This window comes from Marinobacterium sp. MBR-111 (genome assembly GCF_040547585.1).
GTDB classification, from domain to species: Bacteria; Pseudomonadota; Gammaproteobacteria; order Pseudomonadales; family Balneatricaceae; genus Marinobacterium; species Marinobacterium iners.
In genome coordinates, this window is sequence record NZ_JBEPQA010000008.1 from 12,209 (window position 1) to 24,676 (window position 12,468).

Below are 12,468 nucleotides of genomic sequence, written 5' to 3' on the forward strand. Positions count from 1 at the left end.
ATGCAGCGGGCATTATCCCATGCGGCGGACTTATTCGCAGCTTCCTTAGAATACTGCGCATGCGCATATTTGCTCTCAGTCGAAGACTGTAGAGCTGTTGTAGGTACCTGAAGAGAATGGATAAATCGAGATATCACAGTCATTCTCTTCCGGTGAAAACGAGCATGCGCGTTTTGCAGCTATGCCGTGCGCAGTATCCTGCAACGGCCGATCCATAGTTTCCTGATACTGAACGATTTTCCCGCCTGTTGCCAGTCACAAATAAGCACAGTCACGTGACAAAACAAGCACCATCGGCTCAAGGCCTTCAATACACTGTATGTAACCACAGAAACTTAAGGCAGCTTGTCCACAGGTACCGTGGTACTCGGAATGACTGGCCAATTCCCGCTACCGTTCGTAATGTGCTGAGTGTTGCAATGACCCGTTGAACTCTCAGTGCAAAGGGGGCTTTTGCCAATAACCGGTGTGTGGTCGTATTGGATCAGAATTAGAGGCACAGGGGTTTCAGCCAAGCGGCACATAAGAGAGGAACAACGAAGTGTAAGGGTGCCCGGCAGAGGTGTGTGGTCCTGCTGCCGGGCGGTCGGGCTTTAACAGGTGAGCGCTTATTTCAGCTTGATCGCAAAGTGCTTCACGATCGGGGCGGTAATTTCCCAGGTGCCAACAAAATCCTTTTCAATGACGAAGGCGTCGCCGGGGCCTACTTCCACGGGCTCGCCGCCTTCTGGCGTGATGATCGCCGAGCCTTCCATCAGATGAATAAATTCCCAGCTCTCATATTTGGCATGCCAGGTACCGGGGGTGGCTTCCCACCAGCCGCTGATCATGCTGCCGTCATCGGTGGTGTATTCGATCCAGGTGGTCATGCTGGGGTCACCGGCCACGGCGGTCCAACCCGGCAAGGGGTCGGTGATCGACTTGGCCTGGCGGTTGGGCAAACGGGTAACGGGGGTGTTGCTCATGTCAGAGTCCTCTATACGGTGCCGGCCAGGCCAGCACCGGGTGGATAATCAGCTGGCCTTGCGCGAGGTTTCCTGCAACGGAGCGTCGGCCAGGTAGGCTTCCATCGAGTCGTCCAGTGCATCCAGCCAGGGGGTATGGTGCGGGGGCGCCATGGTGCCGGTCATCAGTGAGCGATAGGAGTGGTCACGGAAGGTCATGATGTTGTCCTTCTTGTGCTGCTTCCATTCGAGGAAGGTGCGGTTGACGCCATCAATGTCGAACGTGGGGTAGTCGGTCTGTTCGATCAGGTGGAGGATGTAGGCACCCTGGTACTCGTACATCTCCTGAGCGGTTTCCAGTGCCAGTTCCCGCTCGCGCCATGCCAGACTGTCGGCAGTCATGTCCTCTTTGGCGGGCAGCGGAATGCGGCCAAGGATAATGTCACGCACAAACCAGGCCTGGGCATCAAACATGTTGAAGGAGTACCACTGGTCCTGCATGCCCACGTAGAAGAACTGCGGGTTGTCCTCCCAGACTACGCCCTTGTAGAGATTCAGCGGCCAGAGGCGGTTGTCGGTTTTGAGGCGCAGGTCGTCGGCAAGGAAGGGGAAGTGGTGCAGGTAGCCGGTGCAAAGGATGATGGCGTCGATCTTTTTGCTGCTGCCATCCTTGAAGTAGGCAGTATCCACGTCGACGTGGGTCAGCGCCGGTTTTTCGTCCCAGTTGGCGGGCCATTTGAAGCCCATGGGCGCTGTGCGGTAGCAGCTGGTGATGGAGCGTGCACCGTATTTGTAGCACTGAGAGCCGATATCTTCGGCCGAGTAGCTGGCGCCGACGATGAGAATATCCTTGTCCTTGAATTCCAATGCATCACGGAAGTCGTGCGCATGCAGGACGCGGCCACCGAAGGTGGAGAAACCTTCGTACTCCGGCATCTTCGGCGTGGAGAAGTGCCCACTGGCACAGACCACGTAGTCGAAGGTCTCACTGTAGGTGGTGTCGGTACTGTGGTCATGGACAGCAACCGTGAACAGTTTGGTGCTGTCGTCATAGCTAACGTTACGCACCGGGGTGTTGAAGCGGATGTATTGGCGTACATCGGCCTTTTCGACACGGCCTTTTATGTAGTCCCAGAGCACTTCGCGCGGCGGATAGGAGGCGATCTGACGTCCGAAATGCTCCTCGAAGGTGTAGTCGGCAAATTCCAGGCATTCCTTGGGGCCGTTGGACCAGAGGTAACGGTACATGCTGCCGTGGACCGGCTCGCCGTTTTCGTCCAGGCCGGTGCGCCAGGTGTAGTTCCACATGCCGCCCCAGTCGGACTGCTTCTCGAAACAGACCAGTTCGGGTATGTCGGCACCCTTGGCTTCGGCTGACTGGAAGGCTCGCAGTTGGGCCAGACCGCTCGGGCCTGCGCCAATAATGGCTACGCGTTTCTTCATGGTTATCTCCACAGAATCCTGTTGTCGGGATCAGAGCGGCCACATCAGCGTGACCCTTGATAACCAAATTACCCGCGTGAACCGTTGGGAAAAATTCCCCGTTGAAGGTACCCCCGTCGGGTTAAATTCGGGGGTAGTCCGGTGGGGTGGCAAAGGCTACGACAATACCCTCAACCCCCAGTATTGAGCCGTTGTCGGCATACAGCCCACAGCCTTTCTCGCTGACCGGCACAAAATGCCCATCCGCATGCTGCAACCGATAGTGCAGCTCAAACTCGCTACATCGGCTGAGGGCTTCCTGAACCTGCTCCCAGACAGGGCCGGAGTCATCCGGATGGATCAGGTCGCCGTAGTTGAGGCAAGACTGGTTGGTCAGTACCTCCGGGCTGTACCCCGTAAGTTCACGACAGCCTGCGCTGACATACTCCATGGTCCAGTGACGATTGTTGCGTCCTCGGTAGAGCATCGCGGGCAGGTGCTGCAGCAATTGATGCAGGCTGCGCCAGTGCGCCTCCCGCTGGCGTGACTCGTCCATGCGCTCGCTGATGTCCAGCAAGGTTATGGTGAGCGGCCAGCCCGTCTCCGGGTTCAGGGCCGAGAGTTTCAGCTCAAACCAGCGGCTTGTGCGCTGTTCGGTGGTCAGCAGTCGCAGGCAGACCGAACGCTCCAGCCGGATCAATGCTTGTTGCCACTGAGCACGGTCGCCCGGGTGCAGGTACTCGTGAAAGAGCATGCTGAGGTTGCCACGGCTCAGTTCCTTCCAGCATCGATTGGCCTGCAGAATGCGGCCATTGGCATCGATGACCAAAATGGCTGTTTCAAGGTTGTTCAATACGTACTCAGGCTCGTATCCGCTCGCCTGTGCAGATCGGCCCGAGGGACGAATAAGATCCAGCATTTGGCTCAGCATAGGATGTTATCCGGCAGTGGATTAGTGTGCACCCATGCGGCAAGTTCGAGTCGGGAATGCAGGTGCAGTTTGCGCAGCAGACTTTTGACATACACCTTGACGGTGCTGTCACTGATGCCCATCTCGCGGGCGATCAACTTGTTGCTGAGGCCGCGTGATATCCAGACCAGGGTTTCACGCTCTCGCTCGGTCAGGGTTGCATACCAGTGCTCGTCCGCTGGGGAAGCGCTGGTTGGGAGCGAACGTCCGGTATCCTGCAGACTGTCCTGTCGACGCAAACCCTCGCGCAATAACAGCATCATCTCGTCATCAAGACCCAGCTGCCCGTTAAGGATCGATTCCAGCCGCTCCAGTATCAGGCCAGGCTCCGTATCCTTGAGCAGGTAGCCTTCGGCCCCCAGACGCAGGGCATCCATCAAATGTGTCGGGTCATCGGACGCCGTCAGCATCACAACCTTGACGCCGCTGTGGCGCTCCTTGATTGCCTGCAGCAATTCAAGGCCGCTCTGGCCGGGCATGTGAAGATCCAGCAGCACCAGATCCGGTACGGAGTCGTTCACCGCCTCCAGCACTTGATCGGGGTGGCTGAATTGGGCCGTCACACGGAAATGGCCGCTGTCCTGCAGCAGCTCGGCAACCCCCCGTCGAAACAGCGGGTGATCATCCACCAGCATTACGTTGACGTCTGTCATGGGCATAGTTCCTCGGCGATCAGTTCGATGCAGGTCCCGTTGCCGGGGGTGGACTCAAGACGGAACCGAGCGCCGATGCGACGCGCGCGTTCCTCCATGATGCCCAGACCGAAACTGTCGGCGTTGCGTTGTGCCGGCAGTCCCTGACCATCGTCCTGAATATGAACATGGAATCCGTTCTTGCCATGTGGCAGCAGTTGAATCCTGACTTTCTGGGCGTGAGCGTGCCGGACCACATTGCTCAACGCCTCACGGATGATCAGCAGCAATTCCACGGCAACCGGTTCGGGCAAAGGGTATCCGGTGAGGCGGTTATCAAGCTCAAACAGCAGACTGGAGTTGCGCTCGAAATCGGTAACGGCACACAGAAGCTCCTGATGAAGGCTGTGCTGCAGGCGGATGCGGGCGCTGCTGATCAATTCCCGTGTTTGTCGGTAGGCCTGACGGGTCTGACACCGGATATCGGACAGACGCTCCTGCAGCTGATCCGCTGACAGCTGAGTGGCCTGCTGTTCAAGACGGCCGGTTTGAAGGCATAGATAACAAAGCTGCTGGGCGACGGAGTCGTGCAAACTGGCGGCCAGGTTCTGTTGTACTTCCTGGCGCAGGGCGGTCAGTTGCCGTTCGTGTTCCAGTCTGATGTCGAGCCCGGCATGCACCGCCTGACCAAGATCACGTAGCAACTGTCGTCGGTCTTCGCCTGATGTGGCAAGAGAGAGGGGAGCCAACAGCCAAAGCTGCAGACCGCCTTCGCTGTCGGGGATGCGCAGCCCCGTGATTTCATGCCGGGCAAGAGTGTCTTCGGGCTGCAGCTGGAATCGGTTGCCACGAGTGGCGAGGTCCAGCTGATATTTCAGTCGGGCGGTTTCAAGCGGGGAAGGCTGGGGCCCGGTTCCATTGAGGGACCAGTGCACATCGGCAGTGACGCGCCACGCAAGCCACACGGGGCTTGAGCAGCCGGCGTCCAGCAGCACCTGACTCAGCAGGTCGGGCAAGGTGTCTTCCAGGTTCGGACAGCGAACAAGGGTCAGGCTTACCCGGTGCAACAGTTCGCGTTGTGGATAATACCGCGGCTGTTCAGCCTTTCCGCCTGCCTGAACGCGCCCGAACCAGCGTGAAAAACTAACCGTCACGCCATCCTCCTGTTCGAATTGGGTCTAAACGTGAGTGAAAATGCACGGATCATGCCAGCATATTAAGGTCTACCCCTACAGAGGTAGCTCCTTTGATGAATTGCCCGAAAGTCACTACAGGTAAAGAATTTTTACCCATGGTTGATGTGGCCGGCGCCGTTGTTCCGATGGGAAAAGAGCCACACAACAGGGCATGGCGCCGGCCTGTGCACCGAACGGTGGCGCAGGCCATGTGAATGTGAGTGGCCAGGGGTGAAGGTATGAACACGCAATTTCATGATCATTTGATCACGGGTGAGCCGCCGGCTACGAGCCGCAAGCGTATCGCGGCGCAACAGGCAATACGGTTAACACTGTTGCCGGGTGAGCGGTTGCAGATTGACAGTCCGGACGAAGGGCAGTGCTGTGAGCTGTTCATGCTTGATGAAGGCCCCGGCTCGGCGCGTGAGCGTCTGGAGTTGGGACAGGCCACGTCCGGTATGCCTGAGGTGCAAGCGCAGCTGCAACAGTCTCGCCCTTCGGGTGACAGGCTGCGGCAAAGATTGCTGGCATGGGGCGTGACGGAATCCCATCTGCAACAAGGGCTTCATCTGGATGCCGATCAGTTGCCGTGCATGATTGAAGCCACGGAGCGTACAGGGGCCATCCATCTGGTGCTGGCTGCGCCGGGGGCTGACATGATGCCGCAGGAGCAAACCACTGCGACAGAGTTGAATGTTGCCTTCTGGCGTTTGCCGGGCGAGATGACTGAGCTGCCCGATCCGCTGAGTGAGCCGGTGCAGGAGGTGCATGTCCCACACAGCAGCGCACGTGTATACCGCGTCAAGGCGGGTGAGTGGATTCAGATTATTGATGTGGCGGGCAAGCAATGCTCCGACTTCATCGCCTTCGATGCCGAGGCGCTGGAAAGAGGCGAAGAGATTACGCTGGATGCGGTGGCGACACGGACCTTGGCGGGACACGCCTTGCCCCAGCCGGGGCTGTACTCACGATTTGCCGACAACCGCCTGCAGCCGATGCTGGAGCTGGTACAGGACACGGTCGGTCGCCACGACAGCTTCCTGCTGGCCTGCACGCCCAAGTATTACGAGGACAGTGGCTACTTCGGTCATGTCAGCTGTACGGACAATTTCAACCGTGCATTGAGGGAGTATGGCGTGGCGCCCCGCGCTGGCTGGCCTGCCATCAATTTTTTCTTCAACACGCTGATCGAGCCCTGCGGCACGGTAGGTATGGATGAGCCCTGGTCGCGTCCCGGTGACTACGTCCTGCTGCGCGCGAATCGGGACCTGATATGCGCGTCTTCAGCCTGCCCTGATGACATCGATCCGGCCAATGGCTGGATACCCACCGATATCCATGTCCGCGTCTATGGCGCGGAAAACCAGTTCGAGCGCGCCATTGCCCATCGCGTGGTGCCTGAGGAGTTGCCGCGCATGACCAAACAGACCGCGTTTCACAGCCGTACTTCGAAACTGACCAAGCACTTTGATGAATACCGCGGCTATTGGGTGCCGACCGAATTTGAAGGTTGGGGCGCGCGTGCCGAATATCTGGCCTGTCGTGAGTCCGTCGCTGTCATGGATCTGTCGCCGTTGCGCAAGTTCGAAGTGGTTGGCCCCGATGCCGAAGCGCTGTTGCAGTATGCCCTGACCCGTAATGTGCGCCGGCTTGCGGTGGGTGAAATTGTCTACTCGGCCGCCTGTTTCGAGACCGGTGGCATGGTGGATGACGGCACGCTGTTCCGCATGGGGGAGCAGGCCTTCCGCTGGGTATGCGGCGATCCCTGGTCCGGCACCTGGCTGCGTGAGCTGGCCGCCCAGCGCGGAGATCGGGTCAGTATTCGTGAGTCGACCGACCAGCTGCATAACCTGGCCGTACAGGGGCCCAACAGCCGAGCGCTGCTGTCGGAATTGATCTGGCAGCCGGAAAACCGGACACCGGTGAGCGAATTGAAGTGGTTCCACTTCACCATTGGCCGTTTGGGCGGGCCGGAAGGCATACCGCTGATGGTTTCGCGGACCGGCTACACCGGTGAGTTGGGTTTTGAGGTGTGGTGTCATCCCGATGACGGCGCAGCGGTATGGGATGCGATTTGGCAGGCCGGCCAGCCCCATGGTCTGGCGCCACTGGGGTTTGCCGCGTTGGACATGCTGCGAATCGAGGCGGGCTTGATCTTTGCTGAGCACGAATTCTGCAACCAGACCAACCCCTACGAGGCCGGCATCGGCTTCACCGTGCCGATGAAAACCAAGGAAGAAGACTTCAGCGGGCGAGCGGCGCTGCAGCGGCAGTCGCCTGAGAGCAGGCAGAAGCTGGTGGGGCTGGTGCTGGATGGCAATGAGCCTGTTCACCACGGTGATCTGGTGTACGACGGGCGCATGCCGGTTGGTCAGATAACCAGCGCAACGGCCTCGCCCTTGCTGGGCAAAATGATTGCACTCTGTCGGGTTCAGCCCGCCTGGTCTGAACCGGGTACCCGACTGGAAGTGGGTCAGCTGGACGGACTGCAGAAGCGGTTGCCGGCTCAGGTTCAGGCACTGCCTTTCCATGATCCGGAGCGGATCAAAGTGAGAAGCTGATACCCCTGAAAATATCTTTCATGAAAGCGCCCTTTGTGGGCGCTGCTTAATCCTCCTCCACTAAAGCCAGAAAAAAGGGACCCTCAAATGAGGATCCCTTTATGATCAAAAACTATGGGACAGCAGTGCCTTTGTGGGCGCTTTTTTTGTGCTTGGCTACTAAATGAACAATACGGGTGCACGCAAGTGCGAAAAGCCCTCGTATAAAGCACGGTAATTATCCACAGGGTGTTTTATCCGAGAAAATAATTTTTCACTCAAGAGTTAATTGTTTTTAAAACGTTATAAAACAATATCTTATAAATGTTATTTCTATATTTTATGGGTTGTGGATACTTTTGGCACATGGTTTGCTTTTTCTTATCAGGAAATAAATATCACTGAAGAGCAAGGATGTTCGGGCTTATATGCTGCGACGCAGCAAACAAAAGCGGACCCTTTCCGCATAAACGAGGACAAGCCTATGACTGTGGAAACCGTGGAGTCGCTCAAGGCGACTTTCGAAATGCACCAAGCGATGAATGTGGAAGTGTTCTACTGGTGGTGTACTGCCATCATGTTCATGATCCATGCCGGATTCCTCGCCTATGAAATTGGCGCTTCCCGCGTCAAGAACGCCCTGACCTCAGGGATGAAGAATATTCTGACCCTTTCGGTCATTATTCCAACCTTCTACTTCTTCGGCTGGTGGATCTACAATGCCTTCCCGAACGGCCTGATTCCGATTGATGCTTCTGCGGCGCTGCCCTGGAGTGTGAGCATGGGGCCTGACGTTAAGGATATGGGTACCGGCATCTTCTTCGCCGCCTTCGCCCTGTTTGGTGCTACCACCGGCTCGATCCTGTCCGGTGCCGTGATCGAACGTATCCGTCTGAGTGCCTTCCTGATCCTGGCGGCCATTCTTGGTTCCGCTGTCTGGATTCTGGCTGGTGCCTGGGGTTGGCACCCGGATGGCTGGCTGCTGACCAAGCTGGGCTACCACGATGTGGGTGCGTCTGGTGTGGTACATGGGGTTGCCGGCTTCTTCGCGCTGGGTGTGCTGATGAACCTGGGTGCGCGCGTTGGCAAGTTCCAGAACGGTGTTGCGATGTATATCCCGCCACACAGCCTGCCGATGTCACTGATCGGCCTGATGATGATCATCGTCGGTTTCTTTGGCTTCCTGGGTGGCTGCATCATCTTTAATAGTGGTGATACCGGCTGGACCACGATCTATGGCAACCCGACCAACCTGTCCGCGTTCGGCTTCAACACCTTGATGGGCTTTGCCGGTGGTGTCATCGGTGCCTACCTGACCTCGCGTGAGCCGTTCTGGACCATGTCCGGTGGCCTGGCAGGGATCATCACCGTGGCTGCGGGGCTGGATCTCTACTACCCGGGTCTGGCCTTTGTCATCGCCGCCAGCGGTGGTGCACTGATGCCGGTTGTGGGCCGCATGATCGAGAAGATGGGCGTGGATGATGCCGTGGGTGCGGTGGCAGTACACGGTTTCTGTGGCCTTTACGGTGTCGTGATGGTCGGTGTGTTTGCCTCTTCTTACCCGAATGTGGGTGACCTGCCTGATATTACTCTAACCGGGCAGCTGATTGGTGGCATCGTGATGGCACTGACCGGCTTCATTCCGGGCTGGGGCATCTCCTACGTGCTGAAGAAACTGAATGCCCTGCGTGTACCGCCTCAGGTCGAAGTGCTCGGTCTGGACCTGGTCGAAATCCCGGCCAAGCCCTACCCAGAGTCACTGCCGGCACAGGCGATCATCGAGAACACGCTGGAGCCGGGTCAGGAAAAACTGGTCTGAGCTTTCACTGAAATGGCGCTGTCTTGGCAGCGCCCCATGAACGAAAGATGAGTCAACAAGGGTGCGAATGGCACCGAGGAGCACATCATGTTTTCAAGTCCAATCACCAGCTGGGAAAACGTATCCGCCTACTTCACGTTCGCTGACAGCCCAACCGGCATTGCCATCAGTCTGGCTGCTGCCGTAGGGCTCTATCTGTTTCTGAACGCCAGCATTATGAAGCACGAGAAAGAGGCGTTCGACAAACACCTGTAAACCGTTAAGAGGGAGGCTTCGGCCTCCCTTGGCTTTCAGTGGGCGATACGTCTGAGGGTTTCTGAGGGGCGCTCGCCAAAAAGGCGTCTGTAGTCGGTAGCGAACTGGCTCAGATGGTAAAAGCCCTGACTGGCGGCTGCATCGGAGATTGAGGTGCCTTCGGCAGACAACAATTTGCGACGTACCCGGTTGAGGCGGGTCGCACGCAGGAACTGCACCGGGCTGATACCCAGAATGCTTTCAAAACTGTACTGCAAGGTACGCCGACTGACACAGGCCAGGTCACACAGAGACGTCATTGTGACCGGCAAATCACCCTTTGCATCCACATATTCCCGCACTCGATCCACGACCGCCTTGCGATGCCGGTAACTGGGGATGACCCGCTCGTTAACTTCTGCCGTGTCCAGCAGGTTCAGCAGTTGCTGTATCAGCAGGTCCTTGTGGATTTCGGTATCCATGCCCTCGTCGGCTGCTGCCAGTATCCGTGTGACCAGCAGCGACAGCTCCTCGATCTGATGTCGGCTGCCGCGCAGACGCGGGTTGCCACCGGAGACACTGGACTGAGTAGCGATGCCCTGGCGCGCGGCCAGGCCGAACAGTTCTTCTTGCTGAACCACAATACTGAAGATGTTGCAGTCTGCCGGAGTCACCAGTTCGAAGGGGGTACTGCCGTGACGCCAGAGCAGATCTTCCTGCTCGACGGACTGGCCGTTGATGCGAAAGTGTTCACGATTGGTCGGAATGCCGAGCCAGAAGGCATCAGGCCAGACCATGCAGTGCTGATGTAATGCCTGATTGGTGTACTCGTTGATCAGCTGGATACCGTCAAACTGACACTCTTCGACACGGCCCTGAAAACGGCCGCTGCTGTACTGGTTATATTCCTGACTCCAGTCGGTCAGATGAAAGGCCTGCTCATTAATGTCATCTGAAACGGATATGCACCTTTGTGGTGCTTTTTGTTTATTTTGGTGCACCTTGGCCTCTTTATTATTTTTTCGATCCAGTATGGACGCCGTATTTTGATTCTGCCAAGTCCGCACCATCGTATTCACTCCTGCCCATGCACATTTGCCAATTTTTGATAACTGGCGCTTGCACGCTCTCGTTACGCTGAAAGTGCTAGCAATATCCATTCCCTTTCGTTGGGAGGCAGCGAAAGGGAATGGGCATCGACAATTTAAATAGTTATTGATCAGGGGAATGCTCATGGCTAATACAATCGATCAGGACTATCTGGCCAAGCGCCAGCTTAAAAAGGGGACTGCGGGCTGGGTCCTGCTGGCAGGTCTTGGGGTGTCCTACGTTATATCCGGCGACTTTGCCGGTTGGAACTTTGGCCTTGCTGAAGCGGGCTGGGGTGGATTTGCCATCGCGGCCGCACTGATGGCGACCATGTACTTTGCGCTGGTGCTCTCGCTGGCCGAGATGTCGGCGGCGATTCCGGCGGCTGGCGGCGGCTACAGTTTTGCCCGCCAGACCATGGGCACTACCGGGGGTTACCTCACGGGGCTGGCGGTATTGATTGAGTACGCACTGGCACCGGCGGCGATCGTGATCTTCATCGGCGCTGCCGTTGAGGAGTTGCTGGGGATCAACGGTCCCTGGGTTTACGCGCTGTTTTACGCCATTTTCATCGGCATCCATCTGGCCGGTGTCGGTGAGGCGCTGAAAACCATGATGGTAATCAGCGGATTGGCGGTGGTGGCTATTCTGGCCACGGCGATTGCCTTGATCGGTGATTTTGAGACGGCCAACCTGTTCAATATCGCGCCGACCGATGCGGCCGGTGCCAGTGAAATACTTCCGTTCGGCTGGTATGGCGTTTGGGCCGCACTGCCGTTTGCCATGTGGCTGTTCCTTGCTGTGGAAGGGGTGCCTCTGGCAGCGGAAGAAGCGCGCGACCCTGCTAGTGACATGCCCAAGGGCATCATCGGCGCGATGATTGTATTGCTGTTCACCGCGGCGTTGGTCATGTTCCTGCTGGCGGGTGCCGCCGGCGCTGATGTGATCGGCAGCAGCAGTGTACCGCTGGTGGATGCGCTCAAGGCAACCGGCAGCAGTGGCCTGGCGACTGCGATCAACGTTTTGGGCCTGGCCGGTCTGATCGCCTCCTTCTTCTCAGTGATCTACGGCTACAGCCGTCTGGTGTTCGCCCTCTCTCGTGCCGGCTACCTGCCCAAGGAGCTTTCCCTGACCAGCAAGCGCAAGGCGCCGACCTGGGCGCTGGTTGTGCCGGGCATCTTCGGTTTTCTGGTCTCACTGACCGGCGAGGGTGACCTGATTCTGGGCATGGCAGTGGTGGGGGCGACCATTTCCTACGCACTGATGGCCCTGAGCCATATCCTGCTGCGTCTGCGCCGTCCCGAGCTGAAGCGCCCCTACAGGACCCCGGGTGGCATCTTCACCTCATCCATTGCGCTGGTGCTGTCGCTGGTGGCGATGACCGGTGTCTACGCCTTTGATCCGCGCGCTTTCAACTACACCCTGGTGCTGTTCGTCATCGGTGCCGTCTACTTCTTCGCCTACGGTCGACGTCATTTGGTCGCTAAATCCGCCGATGAGGAGCTGGCACTGATTCTCGATGCGGAACACGATCTTGATGAAATGGACGGTGTTCACCTGCCTGAAGCTGAGTTGCCGCTGCAGGCTGATACTTCTCGCGCCTGAATATCTGGCCCGCACCTTTGGGTGCGGGTTTTCTGGCA

The 12,468-nt window shown here is 57.7% G+C and carries 10 protein-coding genes; 4 read left to right on the forward strand and 6 right to left on the reverse strand.

What is annotated here, in order from left to right:
• Positions 1 to 608 precede the first annotated feature (608 nt).
• The 5 genes from ABIE61_RS07710 to ABIE61_RS07730 all read right to left on the reverse strand — a co-directional run bounded on the left by ABIE61_RS07710 (position 609) and on the right by ABIE61_RS07730 (position 5,122).
• Positions 609 to 965 (reverse strand): cupin domain-containing protein, encoded by a 357-nt coding sequence (locus ABIE61_RS07710; protein ID WP_354408211.1) that lies wholly within the window; start codon positions 963 to 965, stop codon positions 609 to 611.
• Positions 966 to 1,013: 48 nt separating this feature from the next.
• Positions 1,014 to 2,387, reverse strand: a complete 1,374-nt coding sequence (locus tag ABIE61_RS07715) for a trimethylamine monooxygenase (protein WP_354408214.1) — start codon at positions 2,385 to 2,387, stop codon at positions 1,014 to 1,016.
• Between the two features lie 121 nt (positions 2,388 to 2,508).
• Positions 2,509 to 3,297 (reverse strand): PAS domain-containing protein, encoded by a 789-nt coding sequence (locus ABIE61_RS07720; RefSeq protein ID WP_254775038.1) that lies wholly within the window; start codon positions 3,295 to 3,297, stop codon positions 2,509 to 2,511.
• Entirely contained in the window at positions 3,291 to 3,989 is a 699-nt protein-coding gene (locus ABIE61_RS07725) for a response regulator (RefSeq protein WP_091827161.1), read from the reverse strand. Before ABIE61_RS07725 ends, ABIE61_RS07720 begins: the two co-directional genes overlap by 7 nt.
• Entirely contained in the window at positions 3,986 to 5,122 is a 1,137-nt protein-coding gene (locus ABIE61_RS07730; RefSeq protein WP_091827162.1) for a sensor histidine kinase, read from the reverse strand. The genes ABIE61_RS07725 and ABIE61_RS07730 overlap by 4 nt, the downstream gene beginning before the upstream one ends.
• Before the next feature lie 260 nt (positions 5,123 to 5,382).
• Between ABIE61_RS07730 and ABIE61_RS07735 the strand changes: the two genes are divergently transcribed.
• From ABIE61_RS07735 to ABIE61_RS07745, 3 genes are all read left to right on the forward strand, one after another.
• A complete protein-coding gene (locus ABIE61_RS07735) occupies positions 5,383 to 7,704 on the forward strand; it encodes a DUF1989 domain-containing protein (protein ID WP_354408216.1) in 2,322 nt (773 codons plus the stop codon).
• Positions 7,705 to 8,167: 463 nt separating this feature from the next.
• The gene (locus ABIE61_RS07740; protein WP_354408218.1) at positions 8,168 to 9,502 is read left to right on the forward strand and encodes an ammonium transporter; all 1,335 of its coding nucleotides are present in this window, start codon (positions 8,168 to 8,170) and stop codon (positions 9,500 to 9,502) included.
• An 87-nt stretch (positions 9,503 to 9,589) separates the two neighbouring features.
• Entirely contained in the window at positions 9,590 to 9,757 is a 168-nt protein-coding gene (locus tag ABIE61_RS07745; RefSeq protein ID WP_175527669.1) for a hypothetical protein, read from the forward strand.
• Between the two features lie 35 nt (positions 9,758 to 9,792).
• Here ABIE61_RS07745 and ABIE61_RS07750 read toward each other — a convergent pair whose 3' ends face one another.
• The gene (locus ABIE61_RS07750; RefSeq protein ID WP_354408221.1) at positions 9,793 to 10,737 is read right to left on the reverse strand and encodes a helix-turn-helix domain-containing protein; all 945 of its coding nucleotides are present in this window, start codon (positions 10,735 to 10,737) and stop codon (positions 9,793 to 9,795) included.
• Between the two features lie 232 nt (positions 10,738 to 10,969).
• On the opposite strand from ABIE61_RS07750, the gene eat reads away from it, so the two are divergent.
• The gene (gene eat / locus ABIE61_RS07755; RefSeq protein WP_354408224.1) at positions 10,970 to 12,430 is read left to right on the forward strand and encodes an ethanolamine permease; all 1,461 of its coding nucleotides are present in this window, start codon (positions 10,970 to 10,972) and stop codon (positions 12,428 to 12,430) included.
• Positions 12,431 to 12,468: the final 38 nt, after the last annotated feature.